This window comes from Achromobacter sp. 2789STDY5608621 (assembly GCF_001299375.1).
Taxonomy (GTDB): Bacteria; Pseudomonadota; Gammaproteobacteria; order Burkholderiales; family Burkholderiaceae_B; genus Achromobacter; species Achromobacter insuavis.
In genome coordinates this window covers 48,323-72,356 of the sequence record NZ_CYTU01000017.1, presented here as the reverse complement: position 1 = coordinate 72,356, position 24,034 = coordinate 48,323, and the positions used below count along the sequence as shown (strand labels likewise).

General features: G+C 70.2%; 24 protein-coding genes. 18 read left to right on the top strand and 6 right to left on the bottom strand.

Features of this window, described 5'->3' with window-relative positions; translation table 11 throughout:
* Window positions 1–181 precede the first annotated feature (181 nt).
* The gene (locus AOZ53_RS17470) at window positions 182–1,957 is read left to right on the top strand and encodes an IlvD/Edd family dehydratase (protein WP_054488710.1); all 1,776 of its coding nucleotides are present in this window, start codon (window positions 182–184) and stop codon (window positions 1,955–1,957) included.
* Between the two features lie 15 nt (window positions 1,958–1,972).
* Entirely contained in the window at window positions 1,973–2,656 is a 684-nt protein-coding gene (locus tag AOZ53_RS17465) for a GntR family transcriptional regulator (RefSeq protein ID WP_054488708.1), read from the top strand.
* Window positions 2,657–2,702: 46 nt separating this feature from the next.
* Here the strand turns inward: AOZ53_RS17465 and AOZ53_RS17460 are convergent, their stop codons facing one another.
* Entirely contained in the window at window positions 2,703–3,611 is a 909-nt protein-coding gene (locus AOZ53_RS17460) for a LysR family transcriptional regulator (RefSeq protein ID WP_054432257.1), read from the bottom strand.
* Window positions 3,612–3,806: 195 nt separating this feature from the next.
* Between AOZ53_RS17460 and AOZ53_RS17455 the strand changes: the two genes are divergently transcribed.
* From AOZ53_RS17455 to ccmI, 16 genes are all read left to right on the top strand, one after another.
* Window positions 3,807–4,769: a 3-hydroxyacyl-CoA dehydrogenase family protein gene (locus tag AOZ53_RS17455; RefSeq protein ID WP_054432258.1), complete on the top strand. Its 963-nt coding sequence runs from the start codon at window positions 3,807–3,809 to the stop codon at window positions 4,767–4,769.
* Window positions 4,766–5,620 carry a beta-keto acid cleavage family enzyme gene (locus AOZ53_RS17450; protein ID WP_054488706.1) on the top strand — a complete coding sequence of 285 codons (855 nt, stop codon included), beginning with the start codon at window positions 4,766–4,768 and terminating at the stop codon, window positions 5,618–5,620. The genes AOZ53_RS17455 and AOZ53_RS17450 overlap by 4 nt, the downstream gene beginning before the upstream one ends.
* 736 nt (window positions 5,621–6,356) lie before the next feature.
* Entirely contained in the window at window positions 6,357–6,515 is a 159-nt protein-coding gene (gene napE, locus AOZ53_RS17445; RefSeq protein WP_054432195.1) for a periplasmic nitrate reductase, NapE protein, read from the top strand.
* A gap of 23 nt (window positions 6,516–6,538) precedes the next feature.
* Window positions 6,539–6,859 carry a chaperone NapD gene (locus AOZ53_RS17440; RefSeq protein WP_054488704.1) on the top strand — a complete coding sequence of 107 codons (321 nt, stop codon included), beginning with the start codon at window positions 6,539–6,541 and terminating at the stop codon, window positions 6,857–6,859.
* On the top strand, window positions 6,843–9,338 hold the full coding sequence (gene napA / locus AOZ53_RS17435; protein WP_054432196.1) for a periplasmic nitrate reductase subunit alpha: 2,496 nt from the start codon (window positions 6,843–6,845) through the stop codon (window positions 9,336–9,338). The genes AOZ53_RS17440 and napA overlap by 17 nt, the downstream gene beginning before the upstream one ends.
* A gap of 20 nt (window positions 9,339–9,358) precedes the next feature.
* On the top strand, window positions 9,359–9,835 hold the full coding sequence (locus tag AOZ53_RS17430) for a nitrate reductase cytochrome c-type subunit (RefSeq protein WP_054488702.1): 477 nt from the start codon (window positions 9,359–9,361) through the stop codon (window positions 9,833–9,835).
* A 16-nt stretch (window positions 9,836–9,851) separates the two neighbouring features.
* Window positions 9,852–10,484, top strand: a complete 633-nt coding sequence (locus AOZ53_RS17425) for a cytochrome c3 family protein (protein ID WP_054432198.1) — start codon at window positions 9,852–9,854, stop codon at window positions 10,482–10,484.
* Entirely contained in the window at window positions 10,471–11,208 is a 738-nt protein-coding gene (gene ccmA, locus AOZ53_RS17420) for a heme ABC exporter ATP-binding protein CcmA (RefSeq protein WP_082385669.1), read from the top strand. The genes AOZ53_RS17425 and ccmA overlap by 14 nt, the downstream gene beginning before the upstream one ends.
* Window positions 11,174–11,839: a heme exporter protein CcmB gene (ccmB, locus tag AOZ53_RS17415; protein ID WP_054488701.1), complete on the top strand. Its 666-nt coding sequence runs from the start codon at window positions 11,174–11,176 to the stop codon at window positions 11,837–11,839. Before ccmA ends, ccmB begins: the two co-directional genes overlap by 35 nt.
* A gap of 12 nt (window positions 11,840–11,851) precedes the next feature.
* Complete coding sequence (gene ccmC / locus AOZ53_RS17410; RefSeq protein WP_054432200.1) at window positions 11,852–12,625, top strand: heme ABC transporter permease CcmC; 774 nt, start codon at window positions 11,852–11,854, stop codon at window positions 12,623–12,625.
* A complete protein-coding gene (gene ccmD / locus AOZ53_RS17405; RefSeq protein ID WP_054432201.1) occupies window positions 12,622–12,783 on the top strand; it encodes a heme exporter protein CcmD in 162 nt (53 codons plus the stop codon). The genes ccmC and ccmD overlap by 4 nt, the downstream gene beginning before the upstream one ends.
* Complete coding sequence (gene ccmE, locus AOZ53_RS17400) at window positions 12,780–13,235, top strand: cytochrome c maturation protein CcmE (protein ID WP_054432202.1); 456 nt, start codon at window positions 12,780–12,782, stop codon at window positions 13,233–13,235. The genes ccmD and ccmE overlap by 4 nt, the downstream gene beginning before the upstream one ends.
* A complete protein-coding gene (locus AOZ53_RS17395; RefSeq protein WP_054488699.1) occupies window positions 13,232–15,235 on the top strand; it encodes a heme lyase CcmF/NrfE family subunit in 2,004 nt (667 codons plus the stop codon). Before ccmE ends, AOZ53_RS17395 begins: the two co-directional genes overlap by 4 nt.
* Entirely contained in the window at window positions 15,235–15,756 is a 522-nt protein-coding gene (locus tag AOZ53_RS17390; RefSeq protein WP_054475906.1) for a DsbE family thiol:disulfide interchange protein, read from the top strand. Before AOZ53_RS17395 ends, AOZ53_RS17390 begins: the two co-directional genes overlap by 1 nt.
* On the top strand, window positions 15,753–16,319 hold the full coding sequence (locus AOZ53_RS17385; RefSeq protein ID WP_231690631.1) for a cytochrome c-type biogenesis protein: 567 nt from the start codon (window positions 15,753–15,755) through the stop codon (window positions 16,317–16,319). Before AOZ53_RS17390 ends, AOZ53_RS17385 begins: the two co-directional genes overlap by 4 nt.
* Window positions 16,316–17,548 (top strand): c-type cytochrome biogenesis protein CcmI, encoded by a 1,233-nt coding sequence (gene ccmI, locus AOZ53_RS17380; RefSeq protein ID WP_054488696.1) that lies wholly within the window; start codon window positions 16,316–16,318, stop codon window positions 17,546–17,548. Before AOZ53_RS17385 ends, ccmI begins: the two co-directional genes overlap by 4 nt.
* 57 nt (window positions 17,549–17,605) lie before the next feature.
* Here ccmI and AOZ53_RS17375 read toward each other — a convergent pair whose 3' ends face one another.
* The 5 genes from AOZ53_RS17375 to torD all read right to left on the bottom strand — a co-directional run bounded on the left by AOZ53_RS17375 (window position 17,606) and on the right by torD (window position 24,005).
* Window positions 17,606–20,794: a tetrathionate reductase subunit A gene (locus AOZ53_RS17375; protein WP_156333422.1), complete on the bottom strand. Its 3,189-nt coding sequence runs from the start codon at window positions 20,792–20,794 to the stop codon at window positions 17,606–17,608.
* A 37-nt stretch (window positions 20,795–20,831) separates the two neighbouring features.
* On the bottom strand, window positions 20,832–21,866 hold the full coding sequence (nrfD, locus tag AOZ53_RS17370) for an NrfD/PsrC family molybdoenzyme membrane anchor subunit (RefSeq protein WP_054488691.1): 1,035 nt from the start codon (window positions 21,864–21,866) through the stop codon (window positions 20,832–20,834).
* Between the two features lie 13 nt (window positions 21,867–21,879).
* Window positions 21,880–22,647: a sulfate reduction electron transfer complex DsrMKJOP subunit DsrO gene (gene dsrO, locus AOZ53_RS17365; protein WP_054475915.1), complete on the bottom strand. Its 768-nt coding sequence runs from the start codon at window positions 22,645–22,647 to the stop codon at window positions 21,880–21,882.
* Window positions 22,648–22,734: 87 nt separating this feature from the next.
* Window positions 22,735–23,364 carry a tetratricopeptide repeat protein gene (locus AOZ53_RS17360; RefSeq protein ID WP_156333421.1) on the bottom strand — a complete coding sequence of 210 codons (630 nt, stop codon included), beginning with the start codon at window positions 23,362–23,364 and terminating at the stop codon, window positions 22,735–22,737.
* Entirely contained in the window at window positions 23,343–24,005 is a 663-nt protein-coding gene (gene torD, locus AOZ53_RS17355) for a molecular chaperone TorD (RefSeq protein WP_231689903.1), read from the bottom strand. The genes AOZ53_RS17360 and torD overlap by 22 nt, the downstream gene beginning before the upstream one ends.
* Window positions 24,006–24,034: the final 29 nt, after the last annotated feature.

The window sequence follows — 24,034 nt, the reverse complement described above, 5'->3', positions numbered from 1 at the left end:
CGCCCGGCTCGTCAACCGCGCCAGTGTAGGAGGCCAATCTTGATTGATGAATCAGAATTTTTCTATCGACTGATCTTTTTTCAAGATCAATAAAACTTTCGACGGAAATCGCTTGCCGGGCATTTCCAAGGGTGGATATGATCACAGCCCTGGATTATCAATAATATTATCGGGAAGAAAAATGGCAGACGAGACCAAGGGCGGCAAGCCCGCCAAGGGCCCCTTCGACAGCGATGGCGACCGCAGCACCGGCGTGGCGCACGGACTCACCAACTACGGCGACACCGGCTTTTCGCTGTTCCTGCGCAAGGCCTTCATCAAGGGCGCGGGCCTGTCCGACGACGCGCTGGCGCGTCCCATCATCGGCATCGTCAACACCGGCAGCAGCTACAACCCGTGCCACGGCAACGCGCCGCAGCTGATCGAGGCGGTCAAGCGCGGCGTGATGCTGGCCGGCGGCCTGCCGATGGACTTCCCCACCATCTCGGTGCACGAGAGCTTCTCGCAGCCCACCAGCATGTACCTGCGCAACCTCATGTCGATGGACACCGAGGAAATGATCCGCGCCCAGCCGATGGACGCGGTGGTGCTGATCGGCGGCTGCGACAAGACCGTGCCGGCGCAGCTGATGGGCGCCTCGTCCGCCGGCGTGCCCGCGATCCAACTGGTGACCGGCTCGATGCTGACCGGCTCGCACCGCGGCGAACGCGTCGGCGCCTGCACCGACTGCCGCCGCTACTGGGGCCGCTACCGCGCCGAGGAGATCGACGCGCCCGAGATCGCCGACGTCAACAACCAGCTGGTGGCCAGCGTCGGCACCTGTTCGGTGATGGGCACCGCCAGCACCATGGCCTGCCTGACCGAGGCGATGGGCATGATGGTGTCGGGCGGCGCGTCCGCCCCGGCCGTCACCGCCGACCGCGTGCGCGTGGCCGAGCGCACCGGCGCCACCGCCGTCGCCATGGCGGCCGCGCGCCTGACGCCCGACCGCATCATCACCGGCAAATCCATCGAGAACGCCCTGCGCGTGCTGCTGGCGATCGGCGGCTCGACCAACGGCATCGTGCACCTGACCGCCATCGCCGGCCGCCTGGGCATCGGCATCGACCTGGCCGGGCTCGACCGCATGAGCCGCGAGACCCCGGTGCTGGTCGACCTGAAGCCCTCCGGCCAGCACTACATGGAAGACTTCCACCACGCCGGCGGCATGCTGGCGCTGCTGCGCGAGCTGCGGCCGCTGCTGCACCTGGACGCGCTGACCGTCTCGGGCCGCACCCTGGGCGAGGAGCTGGACGACGCCCCCGCCCCGTTCAAGCAGGACGTGATCCGCAGCGTCGCCGCGCCGATCTATCCGGTGGGCGGCCTGGCCGTGCTGCGCGGCAACCTGGCGCCCGGCGGCGCCATCATCAAGCAGTCGGCCGCCAATCCCAAGCTGATGGAGCATGAAGGCCGCGCCGTGGTGTTCGAGGACGCCGAGGACATGGCCCGCCGCATCGACGACGAGGCGCTGGACGTGACCGCCGACGACGTGCTGGTGCTCAAGCGCATCGGCCCCACCGGCGCGCCCGGCATGCCCGAGGCCGGCTACATGCCGATCCCCAAGAAGCTGGCGCGCGCCGGGGTCAAGGACATGGTGCGGATTTCCGACGGCCGCATGAGCGGCACGGCGGCCGGCACCATCGTGCTGCACGTCACCCCCGAGGCCGCGATTGGCGGACCGCTCGCCTACCTGCAAAATGGCGACCGGATCCGCCTGTCGGTGGCGCGGCGCGAAATCGCCCTGCTGGTCGAGGATGCCGAGCTGGCGCGCCGCATGGCGGCCGGCCCGGTCGAGCGTCCGGCCGCCGAGCGCGGCTACCGCAAGCTGTTCCTGCAGACCGTGACGCAGGCCGACCAGGGCGTCGACTTCGACTTCCTGCGCGCCAGCGCCACCCGCGACACCGTGCCCAAGCAATAACGCTTCCCCTTGCCCATGAACGCCATCACCCCCGCCGCCCTCGAACCGCAAGCGCCCGACGCCCTGGCGACGGCGGTCGCCGCGCTAGAGGAAGACATCGTCTTCGGCCGGCTGCATCCACGCGAGCGGCTGACCGAGGACGAGCTGATGGCGCGCTTCGACATGAAGCGCCACGCGGTGCGCCAGGTGCTGGTGGAGCTGGAGCTGCTGGGCGTGGTCGAGCGCAAGCGCAACATCGGCGCGGTGGTGCGGGCTTTCTCGGCGCGCGAGGTGATGGAGCTATACGCGCTGCGCGAAGTGCTGGAGGTGCACGCCGCCAGCCTGATGCCGCTGCCGGTGCCGCCGGCGCGGCTGGCGGCGCTGACCGCGGTGCAGCGCGAGCATGACGCCGCGGTGGCCGATGGCGACGCGCGCCGCGTGTTCCGCAGCAACCAGCGTTTTCACCGCGAGTTCTTCGGCCTGCTCGACAACGCGGTGCTGGGCCAGGCCATCGAGGAATACGCGCGCCGCACCCACCCGATCCGCTTCGGCTCGCTGGCCGCCGCCAATTACCGCGAACGCGCCCGCCAGGAACACTGGGCCATGATCCACGCGCTGCGCGACGGCGATCGCGCCACGCTGATGACGCTGTGCCGCGAGCACCTGCTGCCGTCGCGCGACGCCTACCTGGCGTCGGAACAGGCGCGCCGCGGCGCCTGAACGGCGCACGACCTGGCGGCCGCCTTGCCTTGCCAAGGTCACGGCCTCAGCGGGCCTCTTCGGCCAGGTACTGCCGCAACATCGCCACCAGCGCCGCGGCGGCCGGCGGCAGGCTGCGGTTGCGCGCCGTCACCAGCCCGATCGAGCGTTCGGCCACCGGGCCGATCAGCGGCCGCTGCACGATGCCGTTCTGCGCCACGGCGCCCGCCGCGATCTCGGGCAGCGCCGCCACCCCGAAGCCGCATTCCACCATGGCCACGATGGTGGTCAGGTGCTCGGCCTCGAAGGCCGGCGTGAAGCGGATGCGGTTCTGCAGAAAGGCCCATTCGGTGTACTGGCGCACGCTGCTCGGGTGCACCATCGACACATGCGCTGCGCTGGCCGTGTCGGCCCAGCGCAGCGGCCCCCTGGCTCGCGCCAGCGGGTGCGCCTCGGGGATCAGCAGCAGGAAACTGTCCGACATCAAGGGCTGGTAATGCAGGTCGGCGTGCTGCGGGTCGGCGGCGGTCAGCGCGAAGTCCACGTCGCCGGCGCGCACCAGGTCGAAGGCCGGTCCCGACAGCGTGTCGCGCACCTTCAGGGCCACCTGCGGGTGCGCCTGGCGATAGGCCATCAACACCCGCGGCAACAGGCGCGCGGCCAGCGACGGCAACGCCGCCACCGACACCTGGCCATGCTCGGCGCTGGCGATGCCGCTGACCGCGGCGATGGCGTCGCGAAAGGCCACCTGCAGGGCCGCGGCCTGCTGCATGAAAACCTCGCCCGCCGCCGTCAGCCGCACGGTGCGGGTGGTGCGGTCGAACAGCCGCACGCCCAGCGCGTCCTCGATGCGCTGGATCTGCGTCGACAGCGCCGATTGCGACAGGTGCAGCTGCGCCGCCGCCTGGCGGAAGTTAAGGGTGCGGCCCAGCACCAGGGTGGTGTCGATATCGCGCATCGAGAGATTGATCTGCATGCCGCCGGGCGCCTTGTCCATTGATCCGATTTGTCGATCATTCTATCCAAAAAATCTGATTCATCAATCAAACAAGCTTCTCTACACTCGGCGCCGAATTGGACACAAGCGCGGACACGAGCGCGGACACACGCGCGGATACAGACGCAAACACAGACGCAGATGCAACAGCGGTTTCAGAACAAGGAGCAAACCATGCAGACGGACGCGAAGGCCCTGCCCAATCCGGGCGCGGCGCATGCGGTGGTGGTGGGCGGCGGCACCATGGGCGCCGACGTGGCGGTGGTGCTGACGCGCGCCGCCTGCCGCACGACGGTGATCGAGCCGGACGCGGCGCGCGCGGCCGCCCTGCCGGCGCGCGTGGCCGACAATCTCAAGACCATCGGCCGCGAGGCCCAGGTGGCGCAACTGGCCACGGCCGCCAGCCTGGATCAGGTGGACTGGGCCAGCGTCGACCTGGTGATCGAGTGCGTGCCGGAACGGCTCGACATCAAGCAGGCGCTGTTTGCGGAACTGGTGCAACGCGCGCGGCCCGACGCCATCCTGGCGAGCAACAGTTCCAGTTTCCCGATCAGCGCCATTGGCCAGGGGCTGGCCACGCGCGAACGCATGCTGGGCCTGCACTTCTTCATGCCGGCTCACCTGGTGCCGCTGGTCGAGGTGGTGATGGCCGAGACCAGCGACGAGGCCCGCGCCGACGCGCTGATCGCCTTCATGCGCCGCTGCGGCAGCGTGCCGGTGAAGGTGCGCCAGGACCTGCCGGGTTTCCTGGCCAACCGCCTGCAGCACGCGCTGTCGCGCGAGGCCTTCAACCTGATCGACCGCGGCATCGCCTCGCCCGAGGACGTGGACGCGGCGGTGCGTTTCGGTTTCGGTTTCCGCTTCCTGGCGGCCGGGCCGGTGATGCAGCGCGACCACGCCGGCATCGACGTGCACGCGGCGGCGGGCGCGACCATGTACCCGACGTTCTGCAATGACGACCATCCGGCGCGCTGCCTGACCGAGCGCGCCGCCGACGGCCGCTACGGCATGAAGGCGGGCGAAGGCTTCTATGCCTGGACGCCGGAAACCATCGCCGCCGAGCGCGCGCGCTATGACCGCCTGTTGCGCGCGGGCCTGGACCTGATCGCGCCGGAACTGCCGGAGATCCAGCCGTGAACGCCGTGAACATTCCCCGTCCGGCCCTGGCCGAGTCGCCCGTCATCGTGACGGTGGCGCCCAACGGCGCCTACAAGAAAGCCGCCGACCACCCGGCCGTGCCGCTGACGGCCGAGGCCCTGGCGCTGGAGGCCCGCGCCTGCCTGGACGCGGGCGCGGCGATGATGCACATGCACGTGCGCAAGCCGGACGGCAGCCATCTGCTGGACGCGCAGGCCTACCGCGACGCGCTGGCGGCGGTGCGGCGCGCGGTGGGCGACGAGCTGCTGGTGCAGGTGACGAGCGAAGCGGCGGGCGTGTACCAGGCGGCCGAGCAGATGGCGCTGGTGCGCGAGCTGCAGCCGGAGGCGGTGTCGATCGGGCTGCGCGAGATCGCGGTGCCGGAGATCGCGGAGGCCGAGCTGGCGGCGTTCCTGGCCTGGGTGGCCGAGCGCCGCATCATGACGCAGATCATCCTGTACGACGAGGGCGATGTGCGGCGCTGGCTGTCACTGCGCGCGCGCGGGCTGGTGCCGCCGGGCGCGTGGTCGGTGCTGTTCGTGCTGGGGCGCTACAGCGTGGGGCAGACGTCGTCGGCCTATGACCTGCTGCCGTTCCTGGCGGCCTATGACCATTCGCTGCCCTGGGCGGTGTGCGCGTTCGGGGCGCAGGAGAATGCCTGCGTGACGACGGCGGCGGCGTTCGGGGGGCATATGCGGGTGGGGTTCGAGAATAATTTGAAGCTGCGGGATGGTTCGGTGGCTTCGGGGAATGGGGAGTTGGTGCGGCAGGCGGTGGAAGGGGCGATTGCTTTGGGGCGGCCGGTGGCGGATGCTGCGCAGGCGCGGCGGATCTATGGGGCGGTTGCCTAACGGTCGCGGTTGGCCGGCGGAGTCGTTCCGCGGTTGTTGGGCGTTGGTCGCCGGTCATGATTTGCCTGGCTTTGATTGGCCGTCGTTGATTGTCTGCGTTTGATTGCTCGTTTTTGATTGCTCGTCTTTGATTGCTCGTCTTTAATTGCTCGCTCTGGGCAATTTGCTTGGGCCGCCAGGGGCGTCGGCCCCCCGGCGGGCGCGGCCTCCGGGGGTGGTCCGGCCCGCGGGGGCCGGACTGCCCCGCGCTCATCCTCGTTGGCGCCTGCGGCGCCTGCCTTCGGATTCCGCCGGGCACCCCCTGGACGGCCGCGCCCGCCGGGGGGCCGACGCCCCTGGCTACAGTTCTTGCTGGCCTTGGGGAGCTGGGACGACGGGGGATCCTGGCGTTCTTTTGGCGGGATTTTTTTTGTTGGAAGACTTTGTATTGCCCGTCATCGAGGGCCGCCCTGCGCGGCCCTCGGTGACTTACACGCTGACTTACGCGGTGACTTGCGCGGTGGCTTGCGCGGTGGCTTGTTCGGTGGCTTGTTCGGTGACTTGTGCGGTGGCTTGTGCCGGGGTGTTTTTAGGGGGGTGTTTCTTTCTTGCCTGGGTTGCGCAATATATATAAGTACATAGCGGCGGCGCGGGGTTTTGCGCTGTGCTGCAACATTGCGTGTTGAAAAGGCATCTGCTAAAAACTTCGACATCCGCACGTTAAACGCAATACCCCGACTGTCTGGTGAGGTGGTGTGTGTCAAACGAGTCTGATGGCTACACGAAGCCGCAGGAGCTGCGCAGTTTTCTGTTCCTGACGGCGGTCATGGCCCCCGTTCTTACGGTGATCATCGTCGCGGGCTACGGTTTCATTGTCTGGTTCTATCAGTTGTTTGCCGGTCCTCCGGGCAGCTGATGCGTACCGACGGAACCGCCCCCATGTCCGCGCATCCTTCCCCCCCGGCCGCTGCGCCGGTTTCCCCTGAATTGCATATCGCCAGCCTGGTCGTGCATGCGACGCCGCGTCGGCTGGACGAGGTGCGCCGCGCGGTGCTCGCGATCGCGGGCGCCGAGATCCATGGCGCGTCCGAGACCGGCAAGCTGGTGGTGACGCTGGAAGCCCCCTCCACTGACGACATGATGGCGCGGATCTCGCAGATCCAGCGCCTGGATGGCGTGCTGGCATCGGCGCTGGTGTACCAGCACGCCGACACGCTGGCCGCGATGAACGAGGAGATCGACGATGGCAATGGCCCGTAGGGAGTTCATCAAGCAGTCCGCCGCCGCCGCGGCCGCCACGGTGGCGGGGATTCCGGTGGTGGGCTACACGCAGAACATCGTGACGGAGTCGGAGGCGGCCAAGCTCAAGTGGTCGAAGGCGCCCTGTAGGTTCTGCGGGACCGGTTGCGGCGTGAACGTCGCGGTCAAGGACAACCAGGTGGTGGCCACGCATGGCGACTTCAATGCCGAGGTCAACAAGGGGCTGAACTGCGTCAAGGGCTATTTCCTGTCGAAGATCATGTATGGCAACGACCGGCTGACGACGCCGCTGTTGCGCATGAAGGACGGCAAGTACGCCAAGGATGGCGAGTTCGCGCCGGTGTCGTGGGACCAGGCCTTCGACGTGATGGCCGAGCAGTTCAAGCGCGTGCTCAAGGACAAGGGGCCGGAGGCGGTCGGCATGTTCGGCTCGGGCCAGTGGACGGTGTGGGAAGGCTACGCCGCGCTCAAGCTGATGAAGGCGGGGTTCCGCTCCAACAACCTGGATCCGAACGCGCGCCACTGCATGGCGTCGGCGGCGGTGGGGTTCATGCGCACTTTCGGCGCCGATGAGCCGATGGGCTGTTATGACGACATCGAGAACGCCGACGTGTTCGTGCTGTGGGGCTCGAACATGGCGGAGATGCATCCGATCCTGTGGACCCGCGTCACCGACCGGCGCCTGTCGGCGCCCAAGACGAAGGTGGCGGTGCTGTCGACCTTCGAGCACCGCTCGTACGAGCTGGCCGACCTGACGCTGACCTTCACGCCGCAGACCGACCTGGCGATCCTGAACTACATCGCCAACCACATCATCCAGACCAAGCGCGTGAACCGCGAGTTCGTCGACAAGCACACGGTGTTCCGCGAGGGCAACACCGACATCGGCTATGGCCTGCGGCCCGACCATCCGCTGCAGAAGGCGGCCAAGAACGCCGGCGATGCCGGCGGCTCCAAGCCGATGACGTTCGACGAATTCGCCAGGTTCGTGTCGCGCTACGACCTGGACTACACCGCCAAGCTGACGGGCGTGCCGAAGAAACAGCTGGAAGACCTGGCCGAGCTGTACGCCGACCCCAAGCTGCGGGTGACCTCGTTCTGGACCATGGGCTTCAACCAGCACACGCGCGGGGTGTGGGCCAACAACATGGTCTACAACATCCACCTGCTGACGGGCAAGATCTCGACGCCGGGCAACAGCCCGTTCTCGCTGACCGGGCAGCCCTCGGCCTGTGGCACGGCGCGCGAAGTCGGCACGTTCTCGCACCGGCTGCCGGCCGACCTGGTGGTGACCAATCCCAAGCACCGCGCCCACGCCGAGGACATCTGGCAGTTGCCGGCCGGCACCATCCCCGAGAAGGTCGGCGCGCACGCGGTGCTGCAGAACCGCATGCTGAAAGACGGCAAGATCAACGCCTACTGGGTGATGGTCAACAACAACATGCAGGCGGCCGCCAACCTGATGAACGAGGGGCTGCCGGGCTACCGCAATCCGGACAACTTCATCGTCGTGTCCGACGCCTACCCGACCGTCACCACCATCTCGGCCGACCTGATCCTGCCGGCGGCGATGTGGGTGGAGAAGGAAGGCGCCTACGGCAACGCCGAGCGCCGCACGCAGTTCTGGCACCAGCTGGTCAACGCGCCGGGCCAGGCGCGCTCGGACCTGTGGCAGCTGATGGAGTTCTCCAAGCGCTTCAAGGTCGAGGAAGTGTGGCCGGCCGACCTCCTGGCCAAGAAGCCCGAGTACCGCGGCAAGACGCTGTTCGACGTGCTGTTCGCCAACGGCAAGGTCAACCGCTATCCGAATACCGACCGCGACAAGGACTACGCCAACCAGGAGGCCGAGGCCTTCGGCTTCTATGCGCAGAAGGGCCTGTTCGAGGAATACGCCGAGTTCGGCCGTGGCCACGGCCATGACCTGGCGCCGTTCGACACGTATCACGAGGTGCGCGGCCTGCGCTGGCCGGTGGTCAAGGGCAAGGAAACGCTGTGGCGCTATCGCGAGGGCAGCGACCCGTACGTGAAGCCGGGCGCCGGCTTCGAGTTCTACGGCAACCCGGACGGCCGCGCCATCATCTACGCCCTGCCCTACGAGCCGCCGCCGGAGTCGCCGGACCAGGAGTATCCGTTCTGGCTGTCGACCGGACGGATTCTGGAGCACTGGCATTCCGGCTCCATGACGCGGCGGGTGCCGGAGCTGTACCGGGCCTTTCCCAACGCGGTCTGTTTCATGCACCCCGATGACGCGCAGGCCATGGGCCTGCGGCGCGGGGTCGAGGTCGAGATCATCTCGCGGCGCGGCAGGATGCGCACCCGGCTGGAGACCCGCGGGCGCGACAAGCCGCCGCGCGGGCTGGTGTTCGTGCCGTGGTTCGATGCCGGCCAGCTGATCAACAAGGTCACGCTGGACGCCACCGACCCGATCTCGTTCCAGACCGACTTCAAGAAGTGCGCGGTCAAGATCGTCAAGGTCTGACGCGCGCACCGGAGACAGCCATGAACCGACGCGCTCTCGCTTTCGTATTGTGCGCAGCCTGTAGCATCGCGGCCTGGGCCGCGCCGCCGTTCGAGGTGCAAGACCCGATGCGCGGCCCCACGCCCATCGCCGACGAGACCGACCCGCCGCTGATCAGTCCGATCGAGAACAAGGACATCAAGCGGATGCGCACCTATTCGATGCAGCCGCCCACCATCCCGCACAGCATCGACGGCTACCAGATCGACAAGAACTTCAACCGCTGCCTGGCCTGCCACGCCCGCGTCAACACCGAGGAGACCCAGGCGCCGCCGCTGAGCGTGACCCACTACATGGACCGCGACAGCAACGTGCTGGCCGAGGTCTCGCCACGGCGCTATTTCTGCGTGCAATGCCATGTGCCGCAGGCCGAGGCCAAGCCGCTGGTGTCCAACACCTACCAGGACATCGACGTGATCCTCAAGCGCCTCTCCGCCCCGGCGTCCGACAAGAAGTAAGGCACGGGGAACCGCCATGGTCAAACTCATCAAGCGCTACTGGAACATCATCCGCCGGCCCAGCGTGCACTTCAGCCTGGGTTTCCTGACGGTGGGCGGCTTCATCGGCGGCATCCTGTTCTGGGGCGCCTTCAACACCGCCATGGAGTTCACCAACACCGAGAAGTTCTGCACCGGCTGCCACGAGATGCGCGACAACGTCTACGCCGAACTGAAAGGCACCATCCACTTCACAAACCGTTCCGGCGTGCGCGCGCTGTGCTCGGACTGCCACGTGCCACACAACTGGACCGACAAGATCGCCCGCAAGATGCAGGCCTCCAAGGAGGTCTGGGGCAAGATCTTCGGCACCATCGACACGCGCGAGAAGTTCGTCGACAAGCGGCTGGAACTGGCCAGGCACGAATGGGCCCGCTTCAAGGCCAACGATTCGCTGGAATGCCGCAACTGCCACAACTACGACTACATGGATTTCACGCGCCAGAGCGTGCGCGCGCAGAACATGCACTCGACCTACCTGGCCGACAAGAGCAAGACCTGCATCGACTGCCACAAGGGCATCGCCCACAAGCTGCCCAACATCCCGCCCGGCGAACTGTCGTCGGTGCCCGGCCTGAACGGCCCGGACGGCCCCCATGCGGCCCGTTGAGCCGCCCTTCGCCGCCCTGGCCGGCGCCGCGGCGGACAGCGCCGGCGCCGGGACGGACAGCGCCAACGCCACGGCGGACGCGGGCCTGCGCGCGGTCGGCCTGATCGGCCGACGTGGCGCGGCGGCCCCGATCGACCTGGCGCTGGCCCCGGGCCAGCTGCTGCGGGTGCGCGGCGCCAACGGCAGCGGCAAGACCAGCCTGCTGCGCATGCTGGCCGGCCTGCTGCGGCCGCTGGCCGGCGGCGTGCAATGGCGCGGCCGCGACATCCGCCGCGACCCCGCCGCCTATCACGCGCGGATGGCCTTCCTGTCGCACGGCAACGGCCTGTGCGGCGAGCTGAGCGCGGCCGACAACCTGCGCTATGCGCTGGCGATCGCCGGCGCGCCCGCCATCGACACCGGGCCGGCCCTGCGCGCCTGGCGCCTGGAAGCCTGCGCCGACCAGCCGGCGGCGCGGCTGTCGCAGGGCCAGGGCCGGCGGCTGGCGCTGGCGGCCACGGTGCTGGCGGGCAAGCCGCTGTGGCTGCTGGATGAACCCGACGCGGGGCTCGATGCCGCCAGCCTCGACCTGCTGGACCAGGCGCTGGCCGCGCACCTGGCCGGCGGCGGCCTGGCCGTGGTGGCCTCGCACCGCCCGCCCGGCCTGGCCTTCGCCGATATGCAAACCCTGGACATGGATGACTACGCCGATGCTGGCAACGCTGTGGCAGTTGGCGCGCCGTGAACTGCGGCTGGCCTGGCGGCGGCCGGCGGAAACGCTGGGCGCGACGCTGTTCTTCGTGGTGGCGGGCTCGCTGTTCCCGCTGGCCATCGGCCCCGACCCTGCGCTGCTGGCCGCCATCGGCCCCGGCGTGCTGTGGGTCTGCGCCCTGCTCGGCATCCTGCTGACGCTGCAGCGCCCCTTCGCCCAGGACTACGACAACGGCGCGCTGGAACAGTTGCTGGTGTCGCCCCATCCCCTGCCCCTGCTGGTGGCCACCAAGCTGGCCGCGCACTGGTTCAGCAGCTGCCTGCCGCTGATCCTGGCCAGCCCGGTGCTGGCGCTGCAGTTCGGCCTGACGCCGGGCGCCATCGGCGTGCTGGCGCTGTCGCTGCTGCTGGGCACGCCGACGCTGGCGCTGATCGGCGGACTGGGCGGGGCGCTGACCCTGGGCCTGCGCGGCGGCGCGCTGCTGCCGCTGCTGGTGCTGCCGCTGTACGTGCCGGTGCTGATCTTCGGCAGCGGCGCGGTGGCGGCGGTGCATGCCGGCTTGGGCGCCGGCCCGCAATTGTCGTTGCTGGGCGCCGGCCTGTGCCTGGCGCTGCTGCTCTGCCCGTGGAGCGCCTCGGCCGCGCTGCGCGTGGCGCTGGACTGAGGACCGGCCATCATGCACTCGCCCCCGCATCTCACCCTGCTGCCGACCCCGCCCGCGCGCCCGGGCTGGCTGCGCTACGCCGCGCCACAACGCTTCTATCCGCTGGCCGGCCGGCTGATCCCGTGGCTGGCGCTGGCCGCGGCGCTGTTCGCCGCCGCCGGGCTCTACGTGGGCCTGGTCAAGGCCCCGGTCGACAGCCAGCAGGGCGAGGTCTACCGCATCCTCTTCATCCACGTGGCGGCGGCCTGGATGTCGATGTTCCTGTACCTGGTGATGGCGCTGTACGCCGCGCTCGGGCTGATCCTGCAGACGCGGCTGTCGTTCATGATGATGCGGGCGTTGGCGCCCACTGGCGCGCTGTTCACCTTCCTGACGCTGTGGACCGGCGCGCTGTGGGGCAAGCCGACCTGGGGCGCCTGGTGGGTGTGGGACGCGCGCCTGACCTCGGAGCTGATCCTGCTGTTCCTGTACCTGGGCTTCATGGCGCTGCAGGCGGCCAGCGACGATCCGCGCCGCGGCGACCGCGGCGGCGCCATCCTGCTGCTGGCCGGCGTGGTCAACGTGCCCATTATCTATTTCTCGGTGCGCTGGTGGAGCACGCTGCACCAGGGCGCCTCGATCAACCTGACCACCGCGCCCAGCATGGCGCGCGTCATGCTGGCGGCGATGCTGCTGATGGTGATCGCGTTCTGGCTGTACAGCGCGGCCGCGTCGCTGGCGCGGGTGCGCGGCATCATCGCCGAACGCGAACCGGCCGCCACCGAACCCGCCCGGGAGCGCCGATGAGCTGGGACACGCTGTTCTCGCTGCAGGGCCACGGCCCCTATCTGCTGGGCGCCTATGGCGTGACGCTGGCGCTGATCGGCTGGGAGGCCGGCTCGCTGTGGCGCCGGGCGCGGGCCCGCCGCCGCGCCGCCCGGCTGCGCGCCGGGGACGGCCGATGAGCCCGCGCCGGCGCCGCGTCCTGGCGCTGCTGGGCGGCCTGGGCCTGCTGGCCGCGGCCGTCGCGCTGGTGCTCAACGCGCTGCAATCGAACCTGGTGTTCTTCTTCACGCCGACCCAGGTGGCGGCGCGCGAGGCGCCGACCCATGGCAGCTTTCGCGTCGGCGGCCTGGTGCAGGAAGGCTCGGTGCAGCGCGACGGCCTGAAGCTGCGCTTCATCGTCACCGACACCGCGCACGCCGTGCCCGTGACCTACCAGGGCCTGCTGCCCGACCTGTTCCGCGAGGGCAAGGGCGTGGTGGCCGCCGGCAAGCTCGACGCCGACGGCGTGTTCCATGCCTCCGAGGTGCTGGCCAAGCACGACGAGAACTACATGCCGCCCGAAGCCGCCGACGCGCTCAAGCGCGCCGCCGCCGGCGCCACCGCCAACACGGCGCGGGCGGACGCGCGATGATCCCGGAGATCGGCCTCTTCAGCCTGATCCTGGCGCTGCTGGCGGCGCTGGCGCAGGGCACGCTGCCGCTGGTCGGCGCGGCCACCGGCTGGCGGCCCGGCATGGCGGTGGCGCGGCCCGCCGCCGTGGCGCAGTTCGGCCTGGCCACGGTGGCCATCGGCTGCCTGGCCTGGTCATTCCTGAAAAACGACTATTCGGTGCTGTACGTGGCCGCCAATTCGCATGCCGACCTGCCCGCCGCCTACCGCTTCGCCGCCGTCTGGGGCGGCCACGAAGGCTCGCTGCTGCTGTGGCTGTATCTGCTCAGCGCCTGGACCCTGGCGGTGGCGCTGCGCAGCGGGCGCCTGCCGCTGGCCTTCGTCGCCCGGGTGCTGGCGGTGATGGGCTGGATCAGCGCCGGCTTCCTGCTGTTCCTGCTGTTCCTGTCCAACCCCTTCGAGCGCCTGATGCCGCCGGCCATGGCCGGCCGCGACCTCAACCCGCTGCTGCAGGACCCGGGCATGATCGTGCATCCGCCCATGCTGTACATGGGCTACGTCGGCTTCTCGGTCGCCTTCGCCTTCGCCATCGCCGCGCTGCTGTCCGGCGAACTGGACGCGCTGTGGGCGCGCTGGGTGCGGCCGTGGACGCTGGCGGCCTGGACCTTCCTGACCCTCGGCATCCTGCTGGGCAGCGCCTGGGCCTACTACGTGCTGGGCTGGGGCGGCTGGTGGTTCTGGGACCCGGTCGAAAACGCCTCCTTCATGCCGTGGCTGGCGGGCACCGCGCTGATCCATTCGCTCATCGTCACCGAACGGCGCGGCGCGTTCCGCAGCTGGACCGTGCTGCTGGCCCTGTGCGCGTTCTCGCTCAGCCTGCTGGGGACTTTCCTGGTGCGTTCGGGCGTGCTGACCTCGGTCCACGCCTTCGCGGTCGATCCGGGACGCGGCCTGTACATCCTGGGCTTCATGACGCTGGTGGTGGGCGGCTCGCTCACGCTGTACGCCTGGCGCGCGCCCAAGGTCGGCCTGGGCGGCGGCTTCGCGCTGCTGTCGCGCGAATCGCTGCTGCTGGCCAACAACGTGGTGCTGACCGTGGCGGCCGCCTCGGTGCTGCTGGGCACGCTGTACCCGGTGGTGCTGGACGTGCTGGACTGGGGCAAGATCTCCATCGGTCCGCCCTACTTCGAGGCCGTCTTCGTGCCGCTGATGACGCCGGCCATTTTCCTGATGGGCGTCGGCCCGGTGGCGCGCTGGAAGCAGGCGCAGGCGCCCGACCTGGGCCGCCGGCTGCGCGTCGCCTTCGGCGTCAGCGTGGCCACGGCGGTGCTGCTGCCGCTGGCCATGCCGGGTCCGGCGCGGCTGGGCTCGCCGCTGGTGATCCTGGGCCTGTGGCTGGCGGCCTGGTCGATCGCCAGCGCGGCCGCCCATGCCTGGCAGCGCCTGACCGACGGCGACGGCCACTGGCTGCGGCGCCTGGGGCGCCAGCCGCGCGCCTGGTACGGCATGCTGCTGGCGCACGCCGGCATCGGCGTCTTCATCGCCGGCGCCACCCTGGCCAACGGCTACGAGGTCAAGCAGGAACTGCGGCTGGACCTGGGCGCGGTGCAGGAGGCCGGCGGCTACCGCTTCACCTTCGCCGCGCTGGCGCCGGCCACCGGCCCCAACTACAGCGCGCAGCGCGCCGAATTCCGCGTCACCCGCGCCGACGGCCGGCCCGTCACCACGCTGTATCCGGAGAAGCGCCTCTACACGGTGCAGGACATGCCGCTGAGCCAGGCCGCGATCGACAGCGGCTTCACCCGCGACCTGTTCGTGGCCCTGGGCGAACCGGCCGGCGGCAGCGCCTGGACGGTGCGCATCCAGGTCAAGCCGTTCATGGCGTGGATCTGGTCCGGCTGCCTGCTGATGGCGCTGGGCGGCCTGCTGGCCGCGGGCGACAGGCGCTACCGCCAGCAAGCAGCGCGGGCCGCCCACCCCCGCGCCGGCGCCGTGCCGGCCACGCCGCGCGAGGGCTACTGATGCTGCGATACCTGGTGCCGCTCGCGGTCTTTCTCGCCATGGCGGTGTTCCTGGCCATGGGGCTGTCGCGCGATCCGCGCGCCGTGCCCTCGGCCATGATCGACAAGCCCGCCCCCGCCATCGGCCTGCCGCTGCTGCACGCGCCCGGCGAGCGGCTGGACGTGCAGGCGATGCGCGGCAAGGTCTGGCTGCTGAACGTGTGGGCCTCGTGGTGCGCGCCCTGCCGCGAGGAACTGCCGGTGCTGCGCGAGGTGGCGCGGCGGCACAACGTGCCGCTGTACGGCCTGAACTACAAGGACAAGCCGGAGGACGCGCTGGCCTGGCTGGGCCGTCATGGCGATCCGTACATTGCGTCCGCCAGCGACGTCGACGGCCGCGTCGGCATCGAATACGGCGTCTACGGCGTGCCCGAGACCTTCGTCATCGACGGCGCCGGCCGCATCCGCTACCGCCAGTTGGGCCTGATCACGCCGGATATCTGGCGCACCCGGCTGCAACCGATGATCGAGGCGCTGCAATGATGACGCGGTCCCGCCATCCCGCGCCCGCCCCGGCCTGGCGCCCGGCGCAATCGCCGGGCATCCAGGAGGGTCACGGCGGCCAGCCGCCGCGGCGCCGCCCGGGCCATGGCCTGGCCGCGCCGCTGCTGGCATTGCTGCTGGCGCTGGGGTCGCTGGCGCCGGCCCGGGCCCAGGTGCCGTCGCCCCCGCTGCCGCCAGCGCTGGAGCAGCGCGCCGAGCACCTGGCCCATGGCCTGCGCTGCCTGGTGTGCCAGAACCAGTCGCTGGCCGAATCCAACGCGCCGCTGGCGCACGACATGCGCAACCTGATCCGGAGCCAGCTGGCCGAGGGCCGCAGCGACGCGCAGATCATGCGTTTCTTCGAGGACCGCTACGGTGATTTCGTGCGCTACGAACCACCTTTCAAGCCCATCACCTGGCTGCTGTGGCTGGGTCCGTTCGCGCTGCTGGCGCTGGGCTTCGCGGTGCTGTGGCGCACCGTGGCGCGGCGGCCCCGCAGCCGGCCGCCGCTGACCGCCGACGAACGCGCCCGCGCGGCGCGCTACCTGGATAGCGGCCCATGACCGCGCTCTGGCTATCCGTACTGGTACTGTTGCTGGCCACCCTGCTGTGCCTGGTGCCGCCGCTGCTGCGCCGTCCGCCGCCGGCCGAGGACAACGCGGCCGATGCCGGCCTGCGCGCCTTCTACCTGGCGCAGCGCGAGCAGCTGCGGCGCGACCAGCGCGATGGCGCCCTGAGCGCCGACGCGGCCATGCGCGCCGACGAGGAACTGCAGCGCGACCTGCTGCAGGACCTGGCCCGGCGCGGCGCGGCGGCGCCGTCGGCCGCGGGCCAGCGCGCCGGCATCGCCGTCGCCTGCCTGTTGAGTCTGGCGGTGCCGCTGGCGGCGGCCCTGCTCTATCAGCACCTGGGCAACCCGCGCGCCGCCGCCACCGTGGCCACGGCCGGCGCCGCCGAACCGCATGCCGGCGACGACGGCGACGCCATGGCGCTGGCCATCAACGCGCTGGCCCAGCGCCTGCGCGCCGCGCCGGATGACGCCGATGGCTGGTACACGCTGGCGCGCTCCTACGAAACCCTGGGCCGCTACACCGACGCGGCCGCCGCCTACCGCGAAGTGCTGCGGCTGGCGCCGGCGCAGCCGCAGGTGCTGGCCGACCTGGCCGACGCGCTGCTGTCCGCCAACCAGGGCGCGCCGGACGCGGCCTCGATCGCGGCGGTGGCACAGGCGCTGGCGGTCAACCCCGACCAGCCCAAGGCCCTGGCGCTGGCCGGCATGATGGCCCTGCGGCGCGGCGACGCCGCCCAGGCGCTGGAATACTGGCAGCGCCTGCAAAGCTTGCTGCCGCCGGATTCCGAGGCCGCGCGCCAGATCGAATCCAACATCGCCCAGGCCCGCGCGGTCGCATCGGCTGGCGGCACGCCACCGGCGAGCCAGGCCGCCGCCCCGGGCCGCCTCAGCGGCCAGGCTCGGATCGCCCCCGCCCTGATGGCCCAGGTGCAACCGACCGACACCGTCTTCATCCTGGCGCGCCCCGCCTCGGGTTCGCGCATGCCGCTGGCCGTGTTGCGGCTGCGCGCCGCCGACCTGCCGCGCGCCTTCACGCTCGACGACAGCAACGCCATGTCGCCGCAGGCGCTGTTGTCCAGCGCCGGCCGCGTGCGCGTCGAAATCCGCGTCAGCCGCTCGGGCACGGCGATGCCGCAGCCCGGCGACGTGGGCGGCACGCCGGTGGAAACCGACGTGCCGGCCAGCGGGCTGGAACTGGTGGCCGACACCGTGCTGCGCTAGCGCCCCAGCGCCGTCGCCCATCGCGGCGCCGGCGTTGCCCGGCGCCGCGACGCAGCCTCAGGCCCGCTCGATGCGCGCCGGCAACCCCTGCCGCACCGCCGCGCCCGAGACCCAGTCGATCCAGACGTTGGCATGTTCGCCGCGCGTCGCATCGCCGAACCCCAGGTCGTTCAGGTTCACGCCCGCCGCCAGCGCCGGATCGTGCGGCATCGGCTGACCATCCACCAGATGGGCGCGCGCGCCCAGCTCGGTATGGCCGTAACCGTGCTCGATGCCGACCGCCCCCGGCTGGATGCCGTCGCGCAGCAACGCCAGGCCGGTCACCGCCCCGCCCGGCGTGACGATGCGCACCCGGTCGCCATTGCGCAAGCCCATCCGTTCGCCGTCCTGGCGGTTGATCGACACCGGGTTGTGCGGATGCACCTGGCGCAGCCGGTCTACCCCGATCGACATCGAGCTCATCAGGTTGGACTTGAACGAACTCAAGAGGAACGGCCAGTCCGCCCGCGGATACTGCTGGCGCACGTCGCGCCCGTCGGCCAGCCGCGCCGGGTACCAGGTCGGGCAGCCGCTATAGCGCTCGCCCGTCATCGCGTGGCGAAAGCCCGCCAGTTCCTCGCTCCAGACCTGCAGCGGCTTGGCCCAGGCCTGACGCGTCTGGCCGGCATCGTTCCAGGCATCCGGCATGCGGTCGAAGCGTCCGCCCCGGCTCATCACCATGGCCACGCGCCGCCATTCCTCGGGCTTGAGCTTGCCTTGCAGCGTATCGCGATAGCGCGCCACGCCGGTCAGTTCCAGGTCGTCATCGCTGGCCTCGGGCACCGGCCGCCCCGCGCCGAAGGCGATGTTGGCGATGCCGCGCAGGAAGAAGTCCTCGGCCGTGTCCAGCGGATAGCGGTTGCCATCCTGGTCGGCGATGGCGTTGGCGCCGAAGCCCGGCATGCCGATGCGCTTGGCGCAGGCGATCAGGAACGACTCCAGGCACACCGGCGCGCCGTCGGCGCTGCGCGCCACGCGCGGCTCGACCGCCGGCCAGCGCACCGTCGACGCCTTGGCCACCACGTCGGCCCACGGCGCCGACACGCCCCAGCTTTCATAGGTGACGGTGTCGGGCACGATGTAGTCGGCCAGCGCGTTGGTCTCGTTGATGAACGGATTGATCGACACCGACAGCGGCAGGAGCTTCGGATCCTTCAGCTTGTCCAGCAGCACGTTCTTCAGCCCGGCGATGCCGTAGACCGGGTTGCTCATGTGGTTGAACCAGACCTTGGCGCGGTACGGATAGCCCGCCAGCGCCGACGCCAGCATCTCGGAACTCAGCCCGCCGGTGGCCGGATACCAGGGCGCCGCGGCCGGATAAACCGGCTGGCCGGCGGCCTGCTTGCGCTTGAACTCGCTCGATTTCTCGTACGGGAAACGGTTGCGCGACAGGCCCACGCCCTTGGGCGTGGCGCGGTTGGCGAAGCCCGCGATGTTGTAGCGCGGCCCCGCGCCATACGGCGGGAACGGGCCGGCGTCCAGCACCAGGCCGCCCTCGACGTTGAGGTTGCCCACCAGCGTGTTGAGCATGGCGATGGCATACGCGGTGTAGAAGCCCGCCCCGCTCATGGTGCCGCCGTGCGCATCCGCCACGGCGCGCTTGCCGTGGCTGGTGAAACGTTCGGCCAGCTCGGCGATCTTGGCCGCCGGCACGCCGCACAGCGCGGCGTATTCCGCCGGCGACTTGCGCCGCGCTTCATCGCGCAGCAGCGCCAGCGCGCTGCATACCCGCAGCGCGGCCGGCGCGCCCGCCAGGCCCGGCGCCGCGACCGCCTCGTCCACGAACAGCGTGGCCGGCAGCGCGCCGGTATGCGGCGCCAGCGTGCCGTCCTCTCGCCGCACCACGTACACGTCTTCCCATTTCTCGCCGGCATCGGCCGGCCTGGCCCAACCCAGGTCGGCGCCGCGCAGGAAGCTGCCCAGGCGCGGATGGCCGGGTTCGGCGATCACCAGGTGCGTGGCATTGGTCCACGCGGCCTCGCCCGCCGCCGTCATAGCCGCGGGCCCCGGCTGCGCCAGCGCCCGCGCATCGAAGCGCTCGTTGTCCAGGATCCAGCGGATCAGCCCCATCGCCAACGCCAGGTCGCTGGCGGGATTGACCGGCACCCACTCATTGCCCGAGCCCGCCGACAGACTGGACGAGGCCGGCAGCATCGGCGACACCACCACATAGGTGAAGCCGGTTTCCTCCGGCCGGGTGCGGGCCTCGGCCAGCTGGCGCGCCTGGCGCTGGAACGGGTTGCCGGCCTGCGCCGGCGCCGCGCCGATGAACAGGCCGAAGCGGGCGTTGTCCCAATCCGGCTTGCCGTGCGGCATGCCCTTCAGATCGCCCAGCGCCGCGCCCGCGCCGACGCGGAAGCTCTGGCCGCAGTACGAGCCGTGGTTGCTGAAGTTGACGGTGCCGAACGACTGGCCGGCAAAGCGCTGGATCAGCGGCGTGCGGCCTTCGTTGGACGCATCGGTGAACAGGAACTGGTTGACCTTGGCGCCGTACTCCGGGTTGGCCGGGTCCAGCGGCGTGTCGCGGTCGAAGATCGCGCGCAGGCCGTCCACGTGGCCCTCGCCGAACAGGTCGCCGCCCTCGCACACCTCCTGCACCAGCTGCTCGAACGAAATCGTCTGCCACTTGCCTTCGCCCCGGCCGCCGACGCGCTTGAGCGGCTGCAGCACGCGGTACGGACTGTGCATCTGCTCCAGCATGGCCGAGCCGCGCGCACAGGACGTGGCGCGCCCTTCCAGGCCGTTGTCGCCGCCCAGTTGCGCGTAGGTCTCGCGCACCGGCGTCTCCATCGCCGCCGGCCGCGTGGTGGCCAGCGGGTGGTACGGGTTGCCGGCCACCCGCAGGATGCGGTTGGCCGCGGTATCGACGCGCAGGCGCACGCCGCACTGGGTCCAGCAGCCCAGGCAGCTGGAAGGGCTGACGGTCTGGCCCGGCTGGGCCGACAGCAGCCCGCTGACCGGATCGATGCGGAATTCCGGCGTCAGCGAATTGCCGCGCACGGCGTGCGCGGTGGGCACGCCGGCCGTGCCCTGCGCCAGGCCTTTCACGGCCTTGGCGACGGTCTCGCCATAGCCGGCCGCGAACGCGGCCATGCCGCCGGCGACCACACCGCCGCGCGCGATCAGCTTGCGGCGCGCGGCGTTGTCGGGTTGATCGGGTCCGTCCGCGTGGGCGTCGGGCTTGTCGTCTTGGTGTCGCTTGTCCATGGTCATCTCGATGCGAATTCGTGTCGGGCCGGCGCCCTCAGGCGGCCAGGCCGCGGGTGCGGGCCGGGAACAGTTCCAGCGCGTAGGTCACGGCGGCGACCAGCGCGGCGCACAGGCCCAGCACGCCGATCATGCCGAGCAGGCCGTCGCTGCCCCAGGGCATGTCGTACAGGTACAGGCCGGCGCCATACTTGGGCACGCCCTGCACGCTCATGAACACCACCCAGCGGAAGATCCAGGCGGCGGCCAGCATGGTCAGCGCCAGCGCCGCCGACGGCAGCGGCGCCGCCAGCGCGCGCGGCGCGCGTTGCAGCAGCGCGATCATGCAGAACCCGGTGGCCACGGCGCCGGCCAGGCTGGCGCGCCATACCGGGAATTCGCCGAACAGGCGCAACGCGGCATCAAACGAGGGGTCCTGGCCGAGCAGGCCCAGCAGCACCCAGGCGCCCGCGCCGATCAGCATCATCACCACCGCCGTCACGCTCAGGCGGCGCAGCAGCTCGACCGGCAGCGCCTTCAGGCCGCCCGGCAGCCAGCGCGCCACCAGGAACATCGCCCCCAGCGCCCCCAGCCACGCGGTCAGCGCGAAATTCAGCGGCAGGAACGGCGTGTGCCACAGCGGCCGCGCCCGCAGCACCATCACCTCGGCGCCGGTGTAGACCAGGATCGACACCGCCGACAGCGCCAGCGCGATGCCCAGCAGCCGCACCCAGACCATGCGCCCCCACCACCAGGCGGCGCAGAACAGCACCGCCAGTCCGGTGAAGACCGGCAGCAGCAACGCCCCCAGCCACATCCACGACCACGGCGTCAGCCGGGTATAGAAATGCCAGAACCGGCCCGGCTGGTGCAGGTCGGCCAGCAGCGACACGGGCGCCGCGATGGCGCACACCAGCAACACGGTGACCGCGGCCGGCAGCAGGCGGCGCGCCGACGAGCCGGCCTCGCCAAAGGCGGCGCCGGCGGCGGTCAACGCCGCGGTCGCGGCGATGCCGATAAGGAAAAAATACTGCACGGCCCACGGCAGCCAGGCGGCGTCGTAGACCGGCGTCAGCAATTCAGTGATCTGCATGGCGCTCCCCTTCTCAATGACCACCGGCCAGCCGCACGCCGGCCTGGCCGTCGATCTGGTGCACGAAGGCATCGGGCAGGCCGATGTAATAGACGTGCGGATCGGTCTTCATCTCGGGCTTGAGCACCTTGATGTCGGCGCGGTGCTCGGCCAGCCGTTGCGAGATGGCGCTGTCGGGATCGTTCAGGTCGCCGATGACGCGGGCGCCGCCCACGCAGCTTTCGACGCAGGCCGGCAGCAGGCCGGCTTCGAGCCGGTGCTCGCAGAAGGTGCACTTGTCGGCGGTCTGGGTGTCGTGGTTGATGAAGCGGGCGTCATACGGACAGGCCTGCACGCAATAGCCGCAGCCGACGCAGCGCTGGTTGTCGACCAGCACGATGCCGTCCTCGCGCTGGAACGTGGCCTGCACCGGACAGACCGGCACGCAGGGCGGGTTGTCGCAGTGGTTGCACAGGCGCGGCAGCATCACCATGGCGCAGGGGCTGCCGCTGTCGGGCTGGACTTCGTATTGCAGGACGGTGGTGCGGAACTGGCCGACCGGCGGCAGGTTCTCGAGCGAACAGCTGACCGTACAGGACTGGCAGCCGATGCATTTGCGCAGGTCGACGAGCATGCCGTAGCGCTTGCCGGGGATGCCGGGACGACGAGGGGGTTGCTGGTTGATGCCGGTGCCGGCTTCGGCACGGATGGGGATGATGGTGGCGGCGGCGCTCAGGCCGAGCAGGTTCTTCAGGAAACCGCGTTTGCCCGGGAGGGGGACTTCGGGTGGGGGGTGAGGCACAGACTTCTCCGCGAATTGTGTTGTTGTGGCATTAACTTATCGCTTTTGGTTATATAGAGAGTTGATACGGGTCAATGGGGGACGGGTTTATTTAGGAATTGTCTTAGCCTGCGCGGTCGTGCCCATCGGGTCCGGGAGGCGGGCGATCTGCGCGCGGACCCATTCAAGGTCCTCGTCGTCCAGGCCGCCCTGGGTCAGGACGCGCTCCCAGGTGCGCCGGGCAAGTCCGAAGTCGCCTCGCTCGTAGGCCGAGGCGCCCTTGAGCATCAGGGCGTTGGCGTGGGACGGGTCGGCCGCCAGGGCGCGCTGCAGGAGCTCATCGGGCTTGCCGGAAAAGCCGCCTCGGTAAATGGCGAGGGTGGCGGCGAACAGGGCCAGTTCGTCGGGGTCGTCCTGCACCAGGGGCCACGCCTTGCCGAAGGCGTGGACGGCGTCGGCATGGCGGCCCATGGCGCGATAGCCGTGCGCGAGCAGCCGCTGGGCGGCGTAGTCCTGCGGCGCCTGGGCGGTGCGTTGCTCCAGGCGAGTGACCGCGGCGATGAGCTGGGCGACGTCGCCGCTTTCACGGAAGGCGACGGCCGGGTCGCGGGATGACCAGAACTGCACCGCGCCATAGCAGGTCAACGCGCCGGCCACGAGCACGATGGCCACGCGGCGCGACGGCCGCGCCGCGCGCAGCATGCGCCGCGTCAGGCTCAGCGGAAGGTGTTCAGGCATTCCAGGTCCACGCGCACGAAGGCGGCCAGCAAGGCGCCCACGGCCGGGTAGAAACGGAAGGCCAGGCCATCGACCGCGTCCATCCGGGCCTGCCAGGCCGCCAGCCAGGACGTCAGGGCGGATTCGATGAATGCCGCCTGATCGCGCGCCTGCGCCGTGATGTCCGCGGCGCGGTCGCACGCCTTGGTCCACCACGACAGCAACGCCAGGATGACGGACAGGTGGTCTTCCGGTTCCTTGAACTGTTCATCGAGGCGCAACTGACTGGACGCCAGGAACGACCGCATCAACTGCGCCGGCTTGCCATAGAGCAGCCCCCCGTCGCCCAGGTAGTACGAGGCATAGGGGATCGGGCAATGCCGCCCTTCCAGCAGGAACAGCGCGGCAAAGTCGGCGGCGTTCTCCAGCAAGGCATCACCGTGTTGCGCCCACTCCCGCAGGACGCCGTCCACCGCCTCGGCCTCCCGCGCCAGCCCCAGGTTCGAAAAGACGGACAGCAGCGGCTCGACGCCGCCCGCCAGGTAAAGCGCCATGGCTTCACGGCCCAGCTCCTTGGCGAAGACCGTCGAAAACCAGCCATAGATTTGCGACCGCGCATGGGAGATCGCGGCCCAATCCAGATCGATACGAGCGTTATCCAATTGATGCTCCAGGAAAACCGGGTGCCGGC